We start from the raw sequence: 22,492 nt of genomic DNA on the forward strand, positions 1-22,492 counted from the left end.
CGCGCGTGGATGGCGCAGGCCGGGGGCGCTGCCCCCCTTCGCGCGTGCCGCGCGAATTCCCCCCGGAGTTTAACTGGCAAGATGAAGGGGGGCGCCGCGCCTAGGGCGCCCTCGGATGCGCTTATTCGGCGGGGCGCATCGCGGTGATGTCTTCGTCGCTGGGCATGTAGGGGGCCGGGTCCTTGTATTCCCAGTCGACCATCACGCCCTTGCCATCTTCGACAGCCGTCGTTCCGACCCATGCGCCCAGCGTCGACTGGTTGTCGATGGCGCGATAGGTGAGCGCACCGATGGGGGTGTCGTCGACGGTGAGGTCTTCGAAGGCCTGACGGATGGCGTCGCCGTCGGTGCTGCCGGCCGTGTTGATCGCGGCGGCGATGGATTGGGCGGTCATGTAGCCGACGAGGCTGCCGATCTTGGGGGTTTCGCCGGTGGCGGCCTCATAGGCGGCGACGAAGGTGCCGGCGGGGGTGCCCTCGTCAAAGGCATACCAAGGGAAGCCGGTGACGTACCAACCTTCGGGGGCTTCGTCGCCCAGCGGTTCGAGGTATTCGGGCTCACCTGTCAGCAGGCCGTAGACAGAGCGCCCGTCGAACAGGCCGCGATCGCCGCCTTCGCGCACCAGCTTGGCAAGGTCGGAGCCGAAAGTGACGTTGTAGATGGCGTCGGGCTTGGCGCGTTCGATGGCCTGCACTTCGGCGCCGGCGTCGATGTTGAACAGGGCGGGCCATTGTTCAGCGACGAATTCAACCTCGGGCTTGAGCCGTTGCAGGTTTTCCTTGAACGCATTCACCGCGTCCTGCCCATAGGCGTAGTTCGGCGCGATGGTGGCATAGGTGATGGCGTCGGTCTTGGCGGCCTCTTCGGCGAGCATCGCGGCCTGCACCCAGGTCGAGGCGCGCAGGCGGAAGGTCCAGGGGTTGCCGGAATTCCACACGAGGCTGTCGGCCAGCGGTTCGGACGCGAGGTAGAGATAGCCCTTTTCGGCAGCAAAGGACGATAGTGCGAGGCCGACGTGGCTGAGGATGGTGCCGGTGAACATCACCGCGCCTTCGCGGGTCATCAGCTCTTCGGCGATCTTCACCGCTTCGGCGGGGTCGCCCTGATCGTCGCGAAACACGAATTCCAGCGGCTTGCCCAGCACGCCGCCGTCTGCGTTGATTTCGCTCAGCGCCAGTTCGATGCCCTTTTTATAGGGTTCGGCGAAGGCGGCCATGCGCTTGTAATGGTTGATCTCGCCGACCTTGATGGTGTCTTGCGCCATGGCGGCGGGGGCGAGGGCTGTGGCGGCGATCATGCCAAGCACGGTGCGTCTGATGAGGGTCATGCGGTTTCTCTCTGTTGGGTGGGCGCGTTGGCCCTAGATGCCCGGTCTTTTCTGCCGGTTAATCGTGGTAAACAAATGCTGGAGAAGGGTCTGAGGCGATATCCTCGGTCCTTTCCAGTTCCAGAAGGTCGTTGATCCGCTTGCGATAGACAAGTGGCCCTTTGTCGATGGCGATGCGCAGCGGGCGGCGTTTTTGCGGGCGCAGCTCTTCGGCTTGAACCGCTTCGAGGATGGCCTTGTCCTCGGCGAAGGCGGTGCGGAACATCGCGTCCATGCGCTCAGCGGCCTCGTCATCGTCGATGGCGGCGTTGCGGATGTGCATCCAGCGGTCGATGCTGTGGGTCTCGGTGACCGGTGTGATGAAATGCAGCGCAAAGATGCGCACGCCCTGATTGCGGTCTTCCTCGCGGCACTGCTTTTCGGTCTCGATCGAGCCGAAGTCGATGACGGCGGTGCAGGGGGTGTAAAGATAATAGTAATGCCAGCGGTCGACATTGCCGGTGAACCCGCCAAACGCCTTGAAGAACCCGATGGGCTCGCCGTCGCGGATCCAGCGCCAGGCGACGATGGCCTCGCCTTCGGTCTGCACATGCACGGGGACGTTTTCCGATGCGGCGTTGCCCAGCGTGGTCGGGTGGACAAAGCTGACATGTGCCGGATCGACAAGGTTTTCCGCGACGTTGAGGTAATGCGATTCCAGATGCAGCGCATCGCCGTGGTGCACCGCCCAGTTCGGATCGCTGAATTCGGGCATGTCGAAGACCTTTGCCGGGTCGGCCTTGTCCGGATCGCCCATCCAGATCCAGACGATGCCGTGCTTTTCCACGATGGGGTAGGCGTCGACATAGGCGGATTTGGGCAGGTTGGTCTGCCCCGGTACCCGCACACAGGCGCCCGAGCAATCGAAGGTCAGCCCGTGGTAGCCGCATTGCACCGTATCGCCGACGCGCTTGCCTTTGGACAGCGGCAGCAGGCGGTGCGGGCAGCGGTCGTCCAGCGCGGCCACCGTGCCATCGGATTTGCGGAACATCACGACATGATCGCCAAGGAGAGTAAATCGGCGCAGGTCGTCGTCGATTTCCGTCGACCATGCGGCGACATACCAAGCGTTTCTTACGAATTGCGTCATGTGTCCGTCTCCTTGGGTTAGCGCAGACCGTCGGCGCCGGTGATCTGGTCCTGTGTCAGCCCGCCGACGCGGGGCAGCGGGCGGCCATGTTGTTGCAGCGCCACCGCAACGACGATTTCGCCGGGGCGCGGAGCGTCGTTGATGCGGATGCGCATGGCGTCGAAATGGCTGCGCACATAAGCGGCGTCCTTGTGGCCGAGCGGCACGTCGAGGATTTCCCCGGCGCGCCCGATGGCTTTGGAGGAGGGCACCAGCGCCTTGCCACCGCCGATCACGGCGCGCAGCGGCGCGCCGAGTTTTGGGTGCAACAGCGCGGCGGCGTGTTCCAGTTCGCCGTTTTCACCGACCAGCGCGGCCTTGCCGTAGCCTTCGATGGGCGCGCCGCCAAGCGCGGCCAGCGCTTCGGTCCCAAGCAGTTCGCCAAGCGCCTCGCCCATCTCGATCAGCTCTGACAGGTCATCGGTGAACGCCCCGGCAAACGGGTTGGCGATCACCGCCGCCGCCAGCGCCCGGCGGGCTGGAGGCTGGACGGGGCGGCCCATCTCGCTGCGGACCTCTTCAGTCAGGGTGACGAGCTTGCGCAGCTTCAACGGAGCCCGTCCTCGCCCTTGATCGCGTCCTTGGTCAGCCCGCCGATGCGGGCGTGGATACGCCCGCCGGTGGTCATCACCAGTACCAGCAGGATTTCATTGGGGCGGGGGGCATCGGGGATGCCGACCTCGATGGCGTCGTAATGGGTGCGCACGTAGGATGCGTTGGTGTGGGTCACCGGGATGTCGATCCGGGTGCCAGCCGCGCCGACCTTCTTGGTCGAGGGCACGATGGCGAGGCTTTTCTCGATGCTGTCGCGCATGGCGTAGCCGCCGGGCACGTGCCACAGCGCGCCATGTTCGATCTCGCCGTTGACGCCGGTGATCGCGCCCTTGCCGTAGCCTTCGACGACGCTTGCATCGCCGCCAAGCGCATCGATGCACATCTGCGCCATTTCAGCGCCCAGCGGTTCGAGATCCTTCATGAAGGGCGTGATGTCTTCGACGTAATCCCCGGCATAGGGGTTTTCGATCACCGCCATGGCGGCGGCGCGCTTGGCCGGGGTTTGCGGGGCGGGGCCGCCCTCGTGGAAGATGGTTTCGACCTGTACGAGGGTCTTGCGGACCTTGACCTCAGGCATTGCGGAGTTCCTTTGTTTCAATCTGTTGCCCAAGGGCGATGCGGGTTCCGGCCAGCGCGAGGCAGGCGGCGCGGATCAGCCCGGAGGCGATGTAATCCTGCGCCAGCGCGCGCCCGGCGCCAAGGGCGGTGGTGATGTCATCCGGCGTCAGCGGGCCGACATCGGTGGTGACAAGGCGCGGGCCAAGGTCGCTGTCGGGGGCCAGATCGCAGGCGCGTTGCCGCGTCACGGCGGGATGGCCGGGCAGATCCACCGCATTGGCGATCAGCGTCGCAGCTACATCGGCCAGCGCCGCGTCGCGGGCCAGCACGGTGACCGCGTCGGCGATGCCCAGCGAATGCGAGCGTCCGCGCCAGCCGCTGGTGGCGACGCCGCCGATGCCATCCTGCGGGCCGATCAGCGCGCGGGCGCCGGGGGCACGGGTCACCGGGTCTTCGCAGATCGCAAGGCGCAGCGGCGCGTCGCGGGTATACAGCGCGATGTCACCGCCGTTGTTGACATGGGCGCGGGTCAGCCCGTGGCCGGGCGGCAGCATTGCGGCCAGCAGATGATCGGCAACCGAGCCTGCCACCGCCGCCATGGGCGTCACAAACGCCGGGGCGAAAAGATCGGCGGCGCTTTGCATCCGGCGCGCCACGATGCCTTTCGGGGCGGGGCCGGTGGGGGCGCGCAGGCGGGGCAGTTCGGCGCTCAGCTCGGTCAGGATCGGCGCAAAGCCATCGCGGGCGCGCATCAGCGCCTTGTCCATCGCCTCTGCCGGGCCTTCTGCGGTGACGATCACGTCGATCGGCCCATGAGTCAGGCGCATCCGGCCACCGCTGGCCAATTGCATTTGGGGTCGCTCGAGAAAGCTCATTTCGGACCCACGGGCCAGGGTGCGCCGGGCTTGCGCGCTTCGCCGCGGCGGCCCGACAGGCGGTGATCTGATTGCCGACCCGTCATGCCCTGCAGCGCCTCTTCGAGCGGCATGACGTAATCCATATGGCCACCAAGCGCCTGATAATCTTCGCGGGTCATGGTGAATTCGATGGGCGCGACCAGCGCCGGGGTGGGAACGTAGCCAAAGGCGTTCTTGGGCATCTGCGTCACGTCGGCCATGTAGGTGATGCCGCCGCCCGGCCACATCATCACCGGGGCGCCGCCACAGGTCACGCGGGTCAGGCGCGATTGCACCGAGCGGGTCAGCGACACCGGGTTTTCCGTCACGCCCGAGCGTAGCGAGCCGCCAGCCCCCGCCATGAACAGCACCGAGGTCAGCGACGGCTCGCAGTTTTCCTCGATCCGCGCGACCGAGGGCAGCAGCCGCTCGGGCATGTCCTTTTGCACGGGGACAAGCGCGTCATCCAGTTCGTAGTAGGCGGCGTGCTCGCCAGTGGTCGACACCATCAGGATCGACAGCCCCGGCCACGCCTGCGGCTTGAACGTATCAAGGATGTCCAGCGGGTCGGTCAGATCGGTGCCGCCCCAGCCGGTGCCCGGCTCGGCAACCTGAAAGTAGCGGCCCGGGGTGGACCGGCGGCCCTTGATCTTGATGCCCGTCGGGGCCCAGCCGATGACCTTGCCAGCCTGATGTTCGGACATGACGCCGGTGATGTGATCGTCGACCACCACAACCTCGTCGACCAGCCCCTTCCACTGCGCCGCGAACATGCCCACCGTGGCCGACCCGCAGCCGACGCGCATGCGTTCTTCGCGCAAACCATTGACGATGGGAGCCTGCCCGGCGGCGATCAGCAGCTCGGCGCCCTGATCGATGGTCAGCGGCACCTCTTCGCCGTTGCACAGCGCCAGCAGCGCAGCGCAGGTGGCGCGCCCTTCCTTCTTGGATCCGCCAGTGAGGTGATGCACCCCCCCGAGCGAGAGCATCTGCGAGCCGTATTCCGAGGTGGTCACATGGCCGATGATCTCGCCATCGCTGCGCACCGGGGCACATTCATTGCCAAGATGGCGGTCGGTGTCGATCTTCACCTTGGCACCGCAATAGGAAAAGATGCCTTCGGTCACCACGGTGATCATGTCGGTATCGGCCGCGGTCGAGGCGACGATGAAGGGCGCGGGCTTGTAATCGGGATAGGTCGTGCCGCTGCCCACGGCGGTGATGAAGCTGTCCTCGCCGCTGACGATCTCGCCGTCCCATTCACGATCGAGAAACGGCACAACCGGCACATCTGTGTTCGACAGGATGGTCAGCGGATCAAGCCGCACCAGCGCGCCGCCCTCGTTGGCATAGCGATCGCAAGCGCCAGCGCGACCCTCGGCGATGTAGCACATGACCGGGCAGGCATCGCAGCGGATCTTTGCGGGCTGCTCGGGGCGGTCACGTTTCACGGGAGAGGTTTCGGCCGTCACTTCGCGGGCTCCATCGTTTGGGGCTGGCAGGGTCAGTTCGTTTGTATACGAACGCACAGCGGTTTGCGCGCTGTCAAGCCTGTCGTGCGTTCGGGGCTAGGCGTGCAGGGCGTATGATGCGAAATTCAGCAAAGCGCGAAATGCCATGCGGCGCGGCGGTCTTCGGCCATTGACAGGTTTGATATCCTGCTCCTAGGCTCGAATATCTTCGTTTGCATACGAATGAAAATGACCCAGCTGATCGCCCGGAGAGAGACCATGACCCTGCACCGACCCGAATCGCTTGAAGACGCGCTTGCGCTGAGCGGCGGGGGCGCGGCGCTGCTGGCGGGCGGAACCGATCTGTACCCGGGCCTGCGCGACGGCGCGCCGCCGCCCGAGCTGATCGACCTGACGCGAATTGCCTCGATGAAGGGCATCACGCGCAGCGACAGCGGCTGGCGCATTGGCGGTGCGACCACATGGACCGCTATCGTAAAGGCCGATCTGCCGCCGATGTTCGACGGGCTGAAGGCCGCCGCGCGCGAGGTGGGATCGGTGCAGATCCAGAACGCCGGAACGCTGGCGGGCAACCTGTGCAACGCCTCGCCGGCGGCCGACGGCGTGCCGGCGCTGCTGGCGCTGGACGCGTCGGTCGAGCTGGCCTCGGCGGGCGGCACGCGGGTGCTGCCGCTGGAGGGGTTCATCCTTGGCCCGCGCCGCACCGCGCTTGAACCGGGCGAGATCCTGTCGGCCATTCATATCCCCGATGCGCCGGGGCAGGGCGCGTTCCTCAAGCTGGGGGCGCGCAAGTATCTTGTGATCTCGATCGCCATGGTCGCGGCCACCGTCACCACCCGCGCAGGCCGTATCGAAACCGCCCGCATCGCCGTTGGCGCCTGTTCGCCCGTCGCCCGCCGCCTGAGCGCGCTCGAGACGCAGCTTGTCGGGGCGACGCAGGACGAGGTCTTTGCCCGCACCGGCGCCTATGCTTTTGACGAGCTTTCCCCCATCGACGACGTCCGCGCCAGCGCGGGCTACCGCCTTGACGCGGTGACGGCGCTGGTCGCCCGCACCGTTGCTAATGCCATGGAGACCCTCTGATGTCGCTCGACGCCCCGCACGGCCATATCGGTTTCACCCTGAACGGCGACAGCGTCACCGTTGCCACCTCGCCCACCGCCCGCCTGTCCGAGGTGCTGCGCGAAAGCGCAGGGGCCAAGGACGTCAAGATCGGCTGCAACGCCGGCGATTGCGGCGCCTGCACCGTGCTGCTCGACGGCGCGCCGGTCTGCGCCTGCATGATCGCGGCGGGGCAGGCACAGGGCGCGGTGATCGAAACACAGGTCGGGCTGGTGGCCGATGATCCGCACGCGGCAAGGCTGGCGCAAAGCTTTCAGCGCCATCAGGCGGCGCAATGCGGCATCTGCACGCCGGGAATGATGGTGTCGGCGGTGGCGCTGCTGCGTTCTGGCGCGCCGCTGAGTTCCGAGGCGGTCGAGGATGCGCTGGGCGGCGTGCTCTGTCGCTGCACCGGGTATCGCAAGATCATCGACGCGGTGCTGGACGCATCGGGCACCGCGCCGCTGTCCACCGGGGGCGTTGGCGCGCCCATCGCGCGGCTGGATGGTTGGCCCAAGGTCAGCGGCACGGAGCGTTTCGGCGATGACGTCGCCCCCGAGGGCGCGCTGCTCGCCCGGCCCATCCGCGCGCCTTATCACCGCGCTGCCTTCCGCTTTGGCGATCTTGATGCCTTTCGCGATGCGCGTGGGCTCGAGGTCATTCTGACCGCCGCCGACATCCCCGGCGAGAACCGCTTTGGCGTCATCCCCGGCTTCGAGGACCAGCCGATGCTGGCCGAGGGCGAGACCCGGTTCAAGGGCGAGGCGGTTGCCTGCGTTGTCGGCACCCCCGAGGCCATCGCCGCCATGCCCGCCTTTCCGGTGACATGGGAAGAGCTGCCGTCAATCACCACGCCGAAAGGCGCGGACAAGGCGGCACTGCTGCACGCGGACCGGGCCGAAAACGTCATGTGCCGGGGTTATGTCGCGCGCGGCGACGCGGGCGCGGCGCTGGCCAGCGCGCCGCACGTCGTCAGCGGCGATTTTTCCACCGGCTTCATCGAACATGGCTATATCGAACCCGAGGCCGCCTCGGCGGTGCGCGTTGGCGATCGGCTGGAAATCCGCTGTTGCACGCAGGCACCGTTCATGAATCGCGACGGCATCGCCGGGCTGATGGGGCTTGCGCCCGATCAGGTGCGCATCCTGCCCACGGCGGTCGGCGGCGGCTTCGGGTCGAAGCTGGACCTGACGGCGCAGCCCTTTGTGGCGCTGGCGGCGTGGATCACCGGCAAGCCGGTGCGCATCGCCTTCACCCGGACCGAAAGCCTGATGGCCTCGACCAAGCGCCACCCCTCCGAGGTGCATATGGAGATCGCCGCCGATGACGACGGCCATATCCTTGGCGCGCGCTTCGACGGGGTGTTCAACACTGGCGCCTATGCCAGCTGGGGGCCGACCGTGGCGAACCGGGTGCCGATCCATGCCTCGGGCCCGTATCGCACGCCCAATTACGAGGCCCGCAGCGCTGGCATCCACACCAACACCGCGCCTGCCGGGGCTTTCCGGGGCTTTGGCGTGCCGCAATCGGCGGTGGCACAGGAACAGCTGTACGACATGATGGCGGAAAAGCTGGGCATCGACCGGCTGGAGTTCCGCTTGCGCAACGCGCTGCGCAACGGCGAGCCCACCGTCACCGGGCAGGTGTTCGAACGCGGCATGGCCATCGACGCCTGCCTCGAAGCGCTGAAGCCCGCGTGGGAAACGGCGCTGGCCGACTGCGCGGCGTTCAACGCAGAACACTCGGGCGTCAAGCGCGGCGTCGGCGTGGCGTCGGGTTGGTATGGCTGCGGCAACACCTCGATCTCCAACCCCTCGACCATCCGCGCCGGGATCACCGCCGCGGGCGAGCTGTTCCTGCATCAGGGCGCGGTCGATATCGGGCAGGGGTCCAACACCGTGATCACCCAGATCTTTGCGCAGGCGCTGGGTGTGTCCGTCGCCGATGTCTCGCTGATCGGCGCCGACACGGATATCACGCCGGACGCGGGCAAGACCTCGGCCAGCCGCCAGACCTATATCTCGGGCAATGCCGCGCGACTGTGTGGCGAGGCGCTCAGGGCGCAGATCCTGCGCCTTGGCAATGTGTCGGATACGGCGGTCATCTCGTTCGACAACGGCCTGACGCTGAGCGATGGCGACGCCACGGTTCAGGTGCCGCTGTCCGGCGATGGTTACGTGCTGGAGGCGGTGGAGAGCTACGATCCGCCCACCACGCCGCTGGACGAGAACGGGCAGGGGGACCCTTATGCGGTCTTTGGCACCGCCGCGCAGCTTTGCGTGGCCGAGGTGGATCTGGCGCTTGGCACCACCCGGTTGATCCGCATGGTTGCGGCGCATGATGTCGGCAAAGCCATCAACCCGCTGCTGGTCGAAGGCCAGGTCGAAGGCGGCGTCGCGCAGGGCATCGGCCTTGCGTTGATGGAAGAATTCCTGCCCGGGCGCACCGAGAATCTGCACGATTACCTGATTCCCACCATTGGCGATGTTCCCCCCATCGACACGCTGATCATCGAAAGCGGCGATGCGCATGGGCCGTACGGGGCCAAGGGGCTGGGCGAACATTGCCTGATCCCGACCGCCCCCGCCGTTCTCAACGCGATTGCCCATGCCACGGGCGCCCGCATCCACCACCTGCCCGCAACGCCCGCGCGCCTGCGGGCCGCGATCAAGGCGCTTTGAATGCTGGATAACTCTGAAAAGGCCCCGCAGATGACCGACAGCACCCTTACCGGCACCTTCGCGGGCATCGACGTGGGCGGCACCTTTACCGACCTTGTCTATTACGACAGTCGCGCCAGCAGCGTGAAGCTGGCCAAGGTGCCGACCACGCTCGACAACCAGTCGCGCGGTGTTCTGGATGCACTCGATGCGGCCGGTGTCGATGCCGCCGCGCTGGATCTGATCGTGCACGGCACCACGACCACGACAAACGCCGTGCTGGAACGGCAATTGTGCAAGACCGGGCTGGTCACCACCATGGGCTTTCGCGACGTGCTGGAACTGGGCCGCCGCACCCGCCCCCATGCCTATGGCATGACCGGGCAGTTCCGCCCGCTGATCCCGCGCGATCTGCGGCTTGAAGTACCCGAGCGGATGCTGGCAGATGGCGCGGTCTACACGGCGCTGGACGAGGAGGCGCTGCGAGCGGCGCTGGCGGAGTTGGTGGACAAGGGCTGCGAGGCGCTGGTCATCCACTTCCTGCACTCTTACGCCAATCCCGCGCATGAGCAGCGCGCCGGGCAGATCGCCCGCGAGGTCTGGCCCAATGGCAACATCACCATGGGCCATGCGCTGATTTCGGAATCGCGCGAATACGAACGCGGCGTGACGGCGGCGGTGAACGCCTCCGTGCAGCCACTGCTGCGGCGCTACGTGGAACGGCTGGCCGACAAGCTGTCGGAGCGCGGCTATGATCGCGACCTTCTGGTGATGAACGGCAACGGCGGCATGGTCTCGGCCCGCGTGGTGGCGGATGAGGCGGCCAAGACGGTGATGTCAGGGCCAGCTTCGGGCGTGATGGCGGCGGCTTACACGGGCCGACGCGCGGGCATCCCCGATCTGCTGACCTATGACATGGGCGGAACCTCGACAGACGTGGCGATGATCCGGGGCGCCGATCCCGCCGTCAGCCACGAGATCGAGGTGGAATACGCCATGCCGATCCACGTGCCCATGGTGGATGTGCGCACCGTCGGCGCCGGCGGTGGGTCGATCGCGCGGGTTGATGCGGCAGGGCTGTTGCAGGTCGGACCGGACTCGGCAGGATCGACGCCGGGGCCGATCTGCTACGGCAAGGGCGGCACGCTGCCGACGATCTCGGATGCCAACATGCTGCTCGGGAGACTCAATCCCGACCGGCTGAACACCGGGGCCGGAGGCGTATCGCTGGACACCATCCGCGAGGCGTTTGCGACGCTGGGCGCAAAGCTGGGGCTTGGGGCCGACGAGGCCGCCGCCGCCGTGCTGCGCATCGCCAATGCCAAGATGGCGGATGCAGTGCGCATGGTGTCGATCTCGCTCGGCGAAGACCCGCGCGATTTCGCGCTGTTTGCCTTTGGCGGCGCGGGGCCGCTGCACGCCTGCGCCATCGCGCGCGAACTGGGCGTGCCGCGCGTTCTGGTGCCGGCCCGGCCCGGCATCACCAACGCGCTCGGCTGCATCGTGGCCGATCTGCGGCATGATTACGTCGCCACGGTGAACAGGCCGCTGGATGCCTGCGACATGGACGAGGTTCATGCGCTGTTCACCAAGCAGGTCGCCGATGGGCGCGCTGCCATCGCCCGCGAGCGGGTCGAGATCGCCGAGGAAAAGATCGCCTTCTCGGTCGAGATGCGCTTCATCGGCCAGACTCACCTGCTGCGCGTGCCGCTGCCCAGCGATGCGCCCACGCGGGATGAACTGCAGGCGCTGTTCGAGGAGGCGTATTTCAAACGCTTTCAGGTGCGCCTGCCAGAGATCCGCGCCGCATTGGTCAATGTCGCGACATCGGTGATCGGTCGCCGCCCCGAGATCGACCTTGCCGCGCTGATCGATGCCGCCGGGCGCAAGGCGACGCTGGCCGAGGCGCAAAGCGGCACGCGCCGCGTTTTCTTCGATGGCTGGTGCGAGGTGCCGGTCTATTGGCGCGACCATCTACCTCTGGATGCCGCGCTGCATGGTCCGACCATCGTGGAACAGATGGATTGCACGCTGGTGCTGGAAGTGGGCGACACCGCCACTCAGGACGCCGATGGCAATCTGATCGTCACCGTGGGAGCGCAGACATGATCGCGGTGCCTGCCCGCGCTGCCGGGCCGGGGGTTTCACACCCCCGGACCCCCGTGGAGTTTACCCGGCAAGATGAAGTTGGGGCGCGGCGCCTGTCTTCATCTTGCCAGATAAACTCCCGCCGGAGGCTGCCCGGCCGCCGGACATCCCTTGCCAACACCGGAGTAGCGCGATGAGCCTCGATCCGATTACCCTCACCGTCATCCAGTCGGGCTTGCAGCAGGTCTGCGACGAGATGGACCTGTCGTTTTCGCGCGCGGCGTTCTCGCCGGTGATCGCCGAGGCGAATGACCGCTCGGACGGGATCTATTCCGCCGAAGATGGCAGTCTGATCGCGCAAGGCTCGATGGGGCTGCCGGTGTTCGTGGGGGTGATGCAATATTCCACCGCCACGCTGATTTCGATGATGGCAGAGGGCAAGGTGGCGGCGCCCAAGCCGGGCGATATCTATATCGTCAACGATCCCTATCTTGGCGGAACGCATCTGATGGATGTGCGCTTTGCCATGCCGGTCTGGCGGGATGGCAAGATTTTTTGCTGGCTGTCGAATACCGGGCATTGGCCCGATACCGGCGGCGCGGTGCCGGGGGGCTTTTCGGCCTCGGCGACGGCGGTCGAGCAAGAGGGGCTGCGGTTGCCGCCGGTGCGGCTGTTCAAGGGCGGCGAGCTGGATCAGGAGATTTATTCCATCATCTGTTCCAACATCCGCGTGGCCGATCAGCGCATCGGCGACGTCAAGGCGCAGGCGGCAGCGCTTTATGTCGGGGAGGCGCGTCTGACGCGGCTGCTGGATCGCTATGGCGATGACACCGTCAGCGCGGCTATTGCCGAGTTGCGGGTCCGGGCGGCGGATCAGATGCGGGTGCAGATCGGGCAGATCCCCGTCGGCACCTATCGCAGCACCGCCTATATCGACAGCGACGGGGTGGTGAACGAGCCGCTCGAGATCAAGCTTGCGGTGACAAGCGACGGCGAAAGCCTGACCTTTGATTTCGACGGGACCAGCCCGCCGTGTCAGGGGCCGATGAATTCGGTGATCGCGACGACGCTGTCTTCGGTCTATCTAGCCATGCGGCATATCTTTCCAGACGTTCCGATCAGCGCCGGGGCGTTCGAGCCGCTGAAGGTGATCCGGCCCGAGGGCACCTTTCTGGACGCGCGCTATCCGCGCCCGGTGTCGGGCTGCGCCGCCGAGGTCAGTCAGCGCATCGCCGAGGCGGTGTTTGCCGCGCTCATCCAGGCGCTGCCGGGCAAGGTCAGCGCCTCGCCCGCCGGGTCTTCGGGCAATTTTGCGCTGGGCGGCGAGGTTCCCGAAACCGGGCAGGCCTATGTGATGTATCAGATTTCGGGCGGCGGCTATGGCGGTTATGCTGGCGGCGACGGCATTTCCAACGGCTGTTCGACCATTGGCATATCCAAGGCGCCCCCCGTCGAGATCATGGAGCAGCAGTTTCCCGTGCTCTATCACCGCTATGCCCTGCACGAGGGGTCTGGCGGCGCGGGCGAGCATCGCGGCGGCTTTGGCCTTGATTACGAGGTCGAGCTGCGCGCGGGTCATGCGCGGGCGAGTTTCGTGATGGATCACGGCCGATTTGGCCCGCAGGGGGCGCTTGGCGGCAAGGATGGCGCGAAGAACCGGGTGCTGGTGACGCGCGGCGGCGAAAGCTTTGTGCCCGAGCATCTGAGCAAGGCGCAAGACATCCAGCTGGTTGCGGGGGATCGGGTGCGGGTTTGCACGCCCGGTGGCGGCGGTTTCGGCGATCCGTCGAAACGCGATCCGGCGCTGGTGGCTGAAGACGTGCGGCTTGGGCGCTATACCCCCGAAGAGGCCAAGGCGCTGTTCGGCTAATCGGCCAGCAGCGGGCGCCGTTCGGGAAGCGTTTCCATGATGGCGCGGCGGGCGTCGTCGCCAAGGCGACTCCATGCGGTGATCTCGTCGATGCTGCGCAGGCAGCCCTTGCACAGACGGCTTTTCGGCTCGATCACGCAGATATTGGTGCAGGGGCTGAGGCTCATCGCGACAGGTTCCCCAGCCGGTCGAGCGCGCCCTGAAGGATATAAGACGCGGCCACGTGGTCGATCAGCTCGGCCCGGCGGGCGCGCGAGGTGTCAGCCTCGAGCAGGGCGCGTTCGGCGGCGACGGTCGACAGGCGTTCGTCCCAAAAGGTGACCGGGCCGTCCCAGAGCTGCGAGAAATTGCGGGCAAAGGCGCGGGTGGACTGGCACCGTGGCCCTTCGGAGCCGTCCATGTTGCGCGGCAGGCCCAGCACGATGCCGCCGACCTCGCGGTCCTTCAGGATGGCCAGAAGCTGCTGCGCGTCCAGCGTGTATTTCTTGCGCTTGACGGTTTCCTGCGGTGTCGCGACGCTGCGCAGCCGGTCAGAGATCGCAACCCCGATGGTCTTGGTGCCAAGGTCCAGCCCGGCAAGCGCGCGCATCGGGGGGAGGGCGGCGGCAAAGCTTTCCATATCATCGTGGATCATCGGGCGGTGGTCCTTTTGGGGCGGGGCTGGCAGTGGCAGAGGCTCATTCGACCAGCCCGCTGCGGGTGGCGGCCTCGCGCAGGGTTGCAAGTGCGCTAGGCTGCGCGGCAAAGACGGTCTGCGCCTCGTTCCAGATTTCGCTGGCGCGGGCGGTTTCTCCCAGCACGGCAAGCGCGCCGATCAGCTGCGCCCATTCCTGCGCTCCGCCCCCTTGCGTTGCAAGCCGGTCGCTCAGCCCCTCGACCATGCCGCGGATCATCTCCTGACGATCTTCGTCCGACATTTGCGAGGCGGCCTGCATGTCTTCGGCGCTGGGGCCAGACAGCGCGGCGACAGGCGGGGTGTAATCATTGACCCCGGCCAGCATCGCCAGTTCGGCAATCTGGTTGCGGATTGCCGGCACCCAAGGCGCATCATTCGGGCTTTCGCGCAGCAGCTTGTCCCAGATGCGGAAGGCGGCGTCAGGGCGACCGGTTTGCGCCATCATCAGCCCGCCGTAATAGCGCGCGACGCCGTTTTCCGGGTCGCGGCGCATGATCTCATCCAGCACCCGTTCGGTTTCGGGCGACACATAGCCGCCCGCCGCCATCACCTGCATATCGGCCAGATCGGCGTAATCCTGCGCTTGCGCGGCGTCGCCCTGCAATTCGATCAGGCGCTGTTGCGCGCGGTAGGCGTCGGCGTAATTGCCAAGCGCCGCCTCGGAGCGGGCGAGCAGCTGAAAACCGCGCAGATCATCCGGGCGCTGCTGCACGGTGCTGCGCAGCTTTTCCACCAGCGCAAGGTACTCTTCGGAGGCATCGGGGACGGGCGCGGGCGGCAGCTGTGCTTCGGCGTCGGCCTGCGAGGGGCGGCTTTCGCGCCGTTCCTGCGCCATGGCAACGCGTGATTGCAGGCCAAGATCGCGATAGCCCGGCGCGCCGAGCCGCCAGTACAGCGCAAAGCTGCCGCCCAGCAGCAACAGGGCAATCAGCCCCGACAGCAGCAGTGTCGCGGCGCGCGACTGTTTGCGCTGCGGCGCGCCGTCCTTGCGTGCGTCGGCAGACAGGATACGGCGCGACACTTCGGTGCGCAGGCGCTCGGCCTCTTCGGGGGGGATGGCGCCGCGCGCTGCGCCCTGCTCGATCTCGCGCAGCTGGTCGCGGTAGACCGCAAGATCGCTGGCCTGTGCATCATCCCCAGCGGATTGCCCGCGCAGCAGGGCAAGCGCAAGCACTGCCGACACCACCAGCACCGCCGCGCCCGATATGATCCAGAAAAGGGTCATGCGTTCTCCCGTCTTCCCGCGCGCTGCGGGACTTCCGCCCATGCTTCATGTATAGATGCAAGGGCCGGGACAAAAGCCCCGAGAGGCGCGACGGATCGCCCATTGCGCCGCAAAGTCGCGAACCCGTCAGCAAGAGACGGTTGCGGAAGGGGCGCTGACCGTGATCAAGTCTGCGGCGACAGATCGACCCACGCATCCGGATTCGAGGCCTGATGAAACGCTATTCCATGTTCGCCGTTGCCCGAGAGGCCGCCCGTTACCACAGCGGATGGGGGCGCGCATGGCGCAGCCCCGCGCCAAAGACCAAATATGACGTGGTCATCGTCGGTGCGGGCGGGCACGGGCTGGCAACGGCCTATTACCTTGGCAAGAATTTCGGCATCACCAATGTGGCGATCATCGAAAAGGGCTGGCTGGGCGGCGGCAACACCGGGCGCAACACCACCATCATCCGGTCGAACTATCTTCAGGATCCGTCGGCGGCGCTGTATGAAAAGGCCCGCTCGCTGTACGAAGGGCTGAGTCAGGATCTCAATTACAACGTGATGTTCAGCCCGCGCGGGCTGATGATGCTGGCGCAGACCGAACACGAGCTGCGCGGCTATCAGCGCACCGTTCACGCCAACCGGCTACAGGGCATCGACACCGACATGATCTCGCCCGCCGAGGTCAAGCGGCTGTGCCCGATCATGAACATCGAAGGGCCGCGCTATCCGGTGCTGGGCGCGCTGTATCAGGCGCGCGGCGGCACGGCGCGCCACGACGCGGTGGCCTGGGGCTATGCGCGGGCCTGTTCCGACATGGGCATGGACATCATCCAAAATTGCGAGGTCACCGCGGTGCGCCAGTCCAATGGCCGGGTGCGCGGCATCGAGACCACGCTGGGCCGCATCGATTGCGACAAGCTGGGCGTCGTGGTGGCCGGGCATTCGGGGGTGGTGGCCGAGATGGCCGGTTTCCGCTTGCCGCTGGAATCGGTGGCGCTGCAGGCGCTGGTGTCAGAGCCGATCAAGCCCTGCATCGACGTGGTGGTGATGGCCAACACCGTGCACGGTTATCTGTCGCAGTCCGACAAGGGCGAGCTGGTGATCGGCGGCGGCACCGATGGCTATATCAACTACGCGCAGCGCGGCAGTTTCCAGCACATCGAGGAAACCGTTCGGGCGCTGGTAGAGACCTTCCCGATGATTTCGCGGCTCAAGATGCTGCGGCAATGGGCGGGCATCGTCGATGTGACGGGCGATCGCTCGCCGATCCTGTCGAAGACCCCGCTTGAGGGCTGCTATTTCAACTGCGGCTGGGGCACCGGCGGGTTCAAGGCGATCCCCGGGTCTGGCTGGGGCTTTGCCGAGCTGATGGCCACCGGCGCATCCCCCCTCACGGCGGCCTTTGGCATGGACCGGTTCCGCGAAGGGCGCTTCATCGACGAATCCGTCGCCGCGGGGGTGGCGCATTGATGCAGCCGGATCGATCAACGGCGCAGGCCGGCGACCCGCAATTCGGGCATCGGCGCGGCAAGGCCGACAAGGCCCAGCATCGCGCCATGCCCGTCGTTGCAGGGCGGGTTCCAGCTGTGGATGAATTCGCGCGCGATGGCGCTGCGGTCTTCGGGGCGGGCCAGCGCCAGCGCGCCGATGGTATCAAACCCCATTGCCTCGGCCCGCTGCCAGACAGCGCCTGCGCGGCGGTCGGCGATCAGTTGCCTGTGCAGCATATCGGCCTCGCCGACATACAGCACCTGCGCCTGAAGCGAGCGGCCCTGCGGCATTCTCAGGAACAGGTACACCGCACCGCTGTCGGTAAAGCTGGTATCTGGTGTGAACAGTTCGACCGGGTAATCCCGGCCACGATGGGACGTCAGCGTCAGCGTCAGCAATCTGCTCATGGGCTTTCCCTTCTTATGTGCCTCTCCTCCGAGGTAGGCGTGACCTTTAAACCGCCACTTAACGCTGGGCAGGCCGCGTTAAGAAACTCCGAACAAATACCCGTGTGCCTGCCATTTGCGCAGGCGAGCGGACAGAATGTCATTCCTGCGGCGCCCAGCGAACGCCGCACCCCAGAAGCCGGAGGTTTCCCATGCTGATCCTGCATTGTCCCTGCTGCGGCGTGGACGCCGCCGAGATCGAGCTGACGCCGGGCGGCGAGGCGCATCTGAAACGCTTTGGCCCCGGCAGCAGCGACGCGGATTTCGAAGGCTATCTGTTCCTGCGCGACAACCCCAAGGGGGTGGTGCTCGAGCGATGGCGGCACAGCTATGGCTGCGGCAAGTGGTTCCTTGCGGCGCGCGACAGCGTGACCATGCAGGTCTTTGGCACCTATTCCGCCCAGACGCAGGAGCCACCGCAAGACATCCTTGATCGCATCGAAGCCGCCCGCGCATGAGCTTGCACCCTTTCCAGACCACTCCGGTTTTTCAGACCACTCCGGCCGGGGCGATGCCCGGCGCAATCCCGACGAGGCCCGAGGCATGAGCGCGAGACTCACAACCGGCGGTCGTTTCACCGACCGCAAGAAGCAGATCGGCTTCACCTTCAACGGCAAGCATTTCACCGGATATGCCGGCGACACGCTGGCCTCGGCGCTGCTTGCCAATGATCAGGTGCTGGTCGGGCGCAGCTACAAATTCCACCGCCCGCGCGGTATCGTTGCCTCTGGCCCCGAAGAGCCCAACGCGCTGGTGCATCTGGGGCAGGGCGCGCGGTTCGAGCCCGACCAGCGCGCCACCACGACCGAACTGTTCGACGGGCTGACAAGCAGCTCGCAGAACCATTGGCCGTCGCTGGAAACCGATGTCGGAGAGATCAGCGCCAAGCTTGCCCGGTTCCTGCCGGCGGGGTTCTATTACAAGACGTTCCTGTGGCCGCGCCCGCTGTGGAAACACCTGTATGAGCCGGTGATCCGGCAGGCGGCGGGGCTGGGGAAGGCGCCCGACCCCGAAAGCCGCGATGCCGACCGCTATGAGCATTTCCACGCCCATGTCGATCTGCTGGTGATCGGGGGCGGCGTTGCGGGTTTGCAGGCGGCGAAATCGGCGGCAGAGGCCGGGGCAGAGGTGCTGTTGGTCGATCAGAGCGCCCATTGGGGCGGGCGCGCGCCGGTCGATGGCGGCAGCATCGATGGCATGGACCCGGACGCATGGGTTGCCAAGACCGTCGCCGAGCTGCAGGCGATGCCCAATGTAAAGATGCGCCTGCGCTTCATGGGCGCGGCGGTGCAGGATCATGGCTATATCCTTGGCTACGAGCGGCTGAGCGATCACACCCCCGGCGCGCCCGGTCCGCGTCACCGTCTGTGGCGGATGCGGGCAAAGCAGGTGATTACCGCAACAGGGGCGATCGAGCGCCCGCTCAGCTTTGCCGGAAACGATCTGCCGGGCGTGATGCTGGCCTCGGCGATGCGCGATTACGTGGTGAATTACGGGGTCATTCCCGGCGCCCGCACCGTGGTTGTCACCAACAACGACGACGGCTATCGCACCGCGATTACGCTGGTCAAGGCGGGGCTTGAGGTTCCGGCGATCCTTGATGCCCGCCCGTTTGGCGGTGGCAAGATCGCCGACGAGGCCCGCGCGCTTGGCATCCGCATCGAGCCGGGCCGGGCGGTCAGCAAGGTTCTGGGCAGCAAGCGCGTCAGCGGTGTTGCGACCTGCCTTCAGGCCAGCGAAGGCTCGGTGATCGAGGAAATCCCTTGCGATGCGGTGGCCATGTCGGGTGGCTGGTCGCCGGTGGTGCATCTGTGGTCGCATTGCGGCGGCAAGCTGAGCTGGGACGAGGTCGAGGCGTTCTTTCGCCCCGATGCCGCCCGCGCGCCGACTGGCGCAGATGGCGAGCCGTTTGTGCTGGCCTGCGGCGCGGCGAACGGGTTCCTGAACCTGCCGGACACGCTGAGCTGCGCCGCCAAGACCGGGGTCACCGCCGCCCGCCGCCTCGGGATCGAGGCAGCGGACGCCGACGCCCCGCCAGCGCAAGGCCTTGATGAGGCGCCCCTGATGCCGGTCTGGATCATGCCTGCAAAGGCGCGGCCCGACCTGAGGATGAAGGCGTTTCTGGACTATCAGAACGACGTCAAGGTGTCGGATGTGCAACTTGCCGCCCGCGAGGGCTATGAAAGCGTCGAGCATGCCAAGCGCTATACCACGCTGGGCATGGCATCCGATCAGGGCAAGCTGAGCAACATCAACGGGCTGGCGATCCTGTCCGATGCGCTTGGCAAGCCGATCCCGCAGGTCGGCACCACCACATTCCGCCCGCCCTATACCCCGATCAGCTTTGGAGCGATTGCCGGCGAGGCGCGCGGCGAGTTGTTCCAGCCGCTGCGCCGTACCCCGATGCAGGACTGGCACGAGGCGCAGGGCGCAAAATGGGAGATCGTCGGCCAGTGGCGCCGCCCCTATTGCTACACGAAGGCGGGGGAATCCCGCCGCGATGCGGTCAACCGGGAAATCGACGCCACGCGCGGCAGCCTTGGCATTCTTGACGCCTCGACGCTGGGCAAGATCCTTGTCAAAGGGCCGGACGCGGGCAAATTCCTCGACATGATGTACACCAACATGATGTCGACGCTGCCGGTGGGCAAATGCCGCTATGGCTTGATGTGCAACGAGAACGGCTTTCTGATGGATGACGGCGTGGTTGTGCGCCTGTCCGAGGACAGCTGGCTGTGCCACACCACCTCGGGCGGTGCGGATCACGTTCACGCCCATATGGAAGACTGGCTGCAATGCGAATGGTGGGACTGGAAGGTCTATACCGCCAACCTGACCGAACAATATGCCCAGATTGCCGTGGTCGGCCCCAATGCCCGCAAGCTGCTGGAAAAGCTGGGCGGCATGGATCTGAGCAAAGACGCGCTGCCGTTCATGGGCTGGGCCGATGGCACGCTGGCCGATACGCCCTGCCGCGTCTATCGCATCAGCTTTTCGGGCGAGCTGTCTTATGAAATCGCCATCCCCGCCAATCGTGGCCGCGCCTTCTGGGACAGACTGATCGAGGCCGGGGCCGAGTGGAACATCACCCCCTATGGCACCGAGGCGCTGCATGTCATGCGGGCCGAGAAGGGCTTCATCATGATCGGCGACGAGACCGACGGCACGGTGATTCCGCAGGATCTGGGCCTGAACTGGGCGATCTCGAAGAAGAAGGCCGACTATCTTGGCAAGCGCGCGCAGGAACGCCCCGACATGGCGCGCGCCAACCGCTGGCAGCTCGTGGGGCTGGAAACGCCCGATGGATCGGTGCTGCCCGATGGCGCCTATTGCGTTGCCGCTGGCAAGAACGCCAACGGGCAGCGCAACGTGCAGGGGCGGGTCACCTCGACCTATTACTCGCCGACGTTGAAGAAGGGCATCGCCATGGGGCTGGTCGAAAACGGGCCCGAGCGCATGGGCGAGAGCATCTGGTTCACCGCCGAGGAACAGGACCACACCACCCACAAGCTGAGCCTTGTCGAGGCAAGGATCGTCAGCCCGGTGTTCTACGATCCGAAAGGGGAAAAGGCCGATGTCTGATACCATCCGCATCCCGATTCAGGGCGCCCGCTCCGAGGGGCTCTGCACCGTCTGGCCGATTGGCGCGCAGGGACAAATTTCCATCCGCTGCGAGCACAGCGCCGATTTCCGTGAAAAGCTGCGCGGGGCGATCGGCCTCGAGGTGCCCGCGCCGCTGGGCTCGGCTCAGGGCGAGACGGGGGCGCTGCTCTGGATGGCGCAGGACGAGCTGCTGTTGCTGTGCCCCTATGACAAGGTCGCGAAGACCATGGCCGAGCTGACCAAGGTCTTTGATGGCTGGTTCATCGCGCTCACCGATGTGTCGGACGCGCGGGCGTTCATCGGGGTCAAAGGCCCGCAGCTGCGTGACGTGCTGGCCAAGCTGACCCCGGCCGACATGGCCGCAGACGCCCTGAGCCCCGGCATGATCCGCCGCACGCGGCTTGCACAGGTGGCGGCGGGCATCTGGCTGCAATCGGAAACAACGGCGCAGGTGTTCTGCTTCCGCTCGGTGGCGGAGTATGCGTTCAAGGCGCTGACACTGGCGGCAGAGCCGGGCGGCGAGGTGGGCTTTCACATCGCGCAACCCGTTTGACCACCGTCGAAAAAGACTTCTGCCCTGTGCAGCCGCGCAGAGCAGGGACCGCTTGACCTCGCCCCCCGCTGGGTTAGGTCTTGGCGTAAAGAAACTGACACACGAGAGGATATCAAAATGGCTTTCACCCTTCCCGATCTTCCCTACGCACATGACGCGCTTGCCTCCAAGGGCATGTCCAAGGAAACGCTGGAATACCACCACGACCTGCACCACAACGCCTATGTCACCATGCTCAACAAGCTGATCGACGGCACCGAATGGGCCGACAAGTCTCTCGAAGAGATCGTGACCGGCACCTATGACAAGGGCGCCGTGGCGCAGTCGGGCCTGTTCAACAACGCCTCGCAGCACTGGAACCACGCGCAGTTCTGGGAAATGATGGGGCCGGACGCCTCGTCCATGCCCTCCGAGCTGGAAGCGGCGATCAAGGACAGCTTCGGCACCGTCGACAAGTTCAAGGAAGACTTCAGCGCCGCCGGTGCGGGCCAGTTCGGCTCGGGCTGGGCATGGCTGGTCAAGGACACCGACGGTGGCCTCAAGATCACCAAGACCGAAAACGGCGTGAACCCGCTGTGCTTCGGCCAGACCGCGCTTCTGGGCTGCGACGTGTGGGAGCATTCCTACTACATCGACTTCCGCAACAAGCGCCCGGCCTATCTGGCCAACTTCCTCGACAACCTGGTGAACTGGGAAAACGTCGCATCGCGCATGTGATCTGACGCTTAGCTGAGTTTCAGGACGCCCCGTGCCGAAAGGTGCGGGGCGTTTCCATTATTCGCAGCTTCGAAGGTCCTGTGTGGATGGCTCCCGCAT

The 22,492-nt window shown here is 66.1% G+C and carries 19 protein-coding genes; 9 read left to right on the forward strand and 10 right to left on the reverse strand.

Going from position 1 to position 22,492, the window contains the following annotated elements; genetic code table 11:
- Positions 1–121 precede the first annotated feature (121 nt).
- Genes KO516_RS13440 through KO516_RS13465 form a run of 6 tightly spaced genes read right to left on the reverse strand, consistent with a single transcriptional unit; the run spans position 122 to position 5,898 of the window.
- Positions 122–1,327, reverse strand: a complete 1,206-nt coding sequence (locus KO516_RS13440; protein WP_216004296.1) for an ABC transporter substrate-binding protein — start codon at positions 1,325–1,327, stop codon at positions 122–124.
- 58 nt (positions 1,328–1,385) lie between these two features.
- On the reverse strand, positions 1,386–2,456 hold the full coding sequence (locus KO516_RS13445) for an aromatic ring-hydroxylating dioxygenase subunit alpha (RefSeq protein WP_216004297.1): 1,071 nt from the start codon (positions 2,454–2,456) through the stop codon (positions 1,386–1,388).
- Positions 2,457–2,473: 17 nt separating this feature from the next.
- Positions 2,474–3,046 (reverse strand): amino acid synthesis family protein, encoded by a 573-nt coding sequence (locus KO516_RS13450; protein WP_216004298.1) that lies wholly within the window; start codon positions 3,044–3,046, stop codon positions 2,474–2,476.
- On the reverse strand, positions 3,043–3,627 hold the full coding sequence (locus KO516_RS13455) for an amino acid synthesis family protein (protein WP_216004299.1): 585 nt from the start codon (positions 3,625–3,627) through the stop codon (positions 3,043–3,045). Before KO516_RS13455 ends, KO516_RS13450 begins: the two co-directional genes overlap by 4 nt.
- Complete coding sequence (locus KO516_RS13460; protein WP_252737589.1) at positions 3,620–4,459, reverse strand: UPF0280 family protein; 840 nt, start codon at positions 4,457–4,459, stop codon at positions 3,620–3,622. The genes KO516_RS13455 and KO516_RS13460 overlap by 8 nt, the downstream gene beginning before the upstream one ends.
- Before the next feature lie 20 nt (positions 4,460–4,479).
- Positions 4,480–5,898 (reverse strand): 6-hydroxynicotinate reductase, encoded by a 1,419-nt coding sequence (locus KO516_RS13465; RefSeq protein ID WP_252737599.1) that lies wholly within the window; start codon positions 5,896–5,898, stop codon positions 4,480–4,482.
- 336 nt (positions 5,899–6,234) lie between these two features.
- On the opposite strand from KO516_RS13465, the gene KO516_RS13470 reads away from it, so the two are divergent.
- From KO516_RS13470 to KO516_RS13485, 4 genes are all read left to right on the forward strand, one after another.
- Complete coding sequence (locus KO516_RS13470) at positions 6,235–7,059, forward strand: xanthine dehydrogenase family protein subunit M (RefSeq protein ID WP_216004302.1); 825 nt, start codon at positions 6,235–6,237, stop codon at positions 7,057–7,059.
- Positions 7,059–9,758, forward strand: coding sequence for a molybdopterin cofactor-binding domain-containing protein (locus KO516_RS13475; protein ID WP_216004303.1), 2,700 nt, complete (start codon positions 7,059–7,061; stop codon positions 9,756–9,758). Before KO516_RS13470 ends, KO516_RS13475 begins: the two co-directional genes overlap by 1 nt.
- A 30-nt stretch (positions 9,759–9,788) precedes the next feature.
- Complete coding sequence (locus tag KO516_RS13480; protein ID WP_216004323.1) at positions 9,789–11,846, forward strand: hydantoinase/oxoprolinase family protein; 2,058 nt, start codon at positions 9,789–9,791, stop codon at positions 11,844–11,846.
- Between the two features lie 172 nt (positions 11,847–12,018).
- Entirely contained in the window at positions 12,019–13,695 is a 1,677-nt protein-coding gene (locus KO516_RS13485) for a hydantoinase B/oxoprolinase family protein (protein WP_216004304.1), read from the forward strand.
- Here the strand turns inward: KO516_RS13485 and KO516_RS13490 are convergent.
- From KO516_RS13490 to ccmI, 3 genes are read right to left on the reverse strand one after another with little or no spacing between them, the layout of a single operon-like run.
- The gene (locus tag KO516_RS13490; RefSeq protein WP_216004305.1) at positions 13,692–13,862 is read right to left on the reverse strand and encodes a DUF1289 domain-containing protein; all 171 of its coding nucleotides are present in this window, start codon (positions 13,860–13,862) and stop codon (positions 13,692–13,694) included. The genes KO516_RS13485 and KO516_RS13490 overlap by 4 nt on opposite strands.
- The gene (gene ruvX, locus KO516_RS13495; protein ID WP_216004306.1) at positions 13,859–14,329 is read right to left on the reverse strand and encodes a Holliday junction resolvase RuvX; all 471 of its coding nucleotides are present in this window, start codon (positions 14,327–14,329) and stop codon (positions 13,859–13,861) included. Before ruvX ends, KO516_RS13490 begins: the two co-directional genes overlap by 4 nt.
- A 43-nt stretch (positions 14,330–14,372) precedes the next feature.
- On the reverse strand, positions 14,373–15,596 hold the full coding sequence (gene ccmI / locus KO516_RS13500; protein ID WP_216004307.1) for a c-type cytochrome biogenesis protein CcmI: 1,224 nt from the start codon (positions 15,594–15,596) through the stop codon (positions 14,373–14,375).
- A 212-nt stretch (positions 15,597–15,808) separates the two neighbouring features.
- On the opposite strand from ccmI, the gene KO516_RS13505 reads away from it, so the two are divergent.
- Positions 15,809–17,053 (forward strand): sarcosine oxidase subunit beta family protein, encoded by a 1,245-nt coding sequence (locus KO516_RS13505; protein WP_216004308.1) that lies wholly within the window; start codon positions 15,809–15,811, stop codon positions 17,051–17,053.
- Between the two features lie 14 nt (positions 17,054–17,067).
- On the opposite strand, the gene KO516_RS13510 is transcribed toward KO516_RS13505, so the two are convergent.
- A complete protein-coding gene (locus KO516_RS13510; RefSeq protein WP_216004309.1) occupies positions 17,068–17,481 on the reverse strand; it encodes a hypothetical protein in 414 nt (137 codons plus the stop codon).
- 191 nt (positions 17,482–17,672) lie between these two features.
- On the opposite strand from KO516_RS13510, the gene KO516_RS13515 reads away from it, so the two are divergent.
- The 4 genes from KO516_RS13515 (at position 17,673) to KO516_RS13530 (ending at position 22,393) form a co-directional block, all read left to right on the forward strand.
- The gene (locus tag KO516_RS13515; protein WP_216004310.1) at positions 17,673–17,978 is read left to right on the forward strand and encodes a sarcosine oxidase subunit delta; all 306 of its coding nucleotides are present in this window, start codon (positions 17,673–17,675) and stop codon (positions 17,976–17,978) included.
- Between the two features lie 85 nt (positions 17,979–18,063).
- Positions 18,064–21,102 (forward strand): sarcosine oxidase subunit alpha family protein, encoded by a 3,039-nt coding sequence (locus KO516_RS13520; protein WP_216004311.1) that lies wholly within the window; start codon positions 18,064–18,066, stop codon positions 21,100–21,102.
- Complete coding sequence (locus KO516_RS13525) at positions 21,095–21,676, forward strand: sarcosine oxidase subunit gamma (protein ID WP_216004312.1); 582 nt, start codon at positions 21,095–21,097, stop codon at positions 21,674–21,676. Before KO516_RS13520 ends, KO516_RS13525 begins: the two co-directional genes overlap by 8 nt.
- A 117-nt stretch (positions 21,677–21,793) precedes the next feature.
- The gene (locus KO516_RS13530; protein WP_216004313.1) at positions 21,794–22,393 is read left to right on the forward strand and encodes a superoxide dismutase; all 600 of its coding nucleotides are present in this window, start codon (positions 21,794–21,796) and stop codon (positions 22,391–22,393) included.
- The last annotated feature ends 99 nt before the right edge of the window (positions 22,394–22,492 follow it).

This window comes from Citreicella sp. C3M06 (assembly GCF_018860705.1).
GTDB lineage: Bacteria > Pseudomonadota > Alphaproteobacteria > Rhodobacterales > Rhodobacteraceae > Salipiger.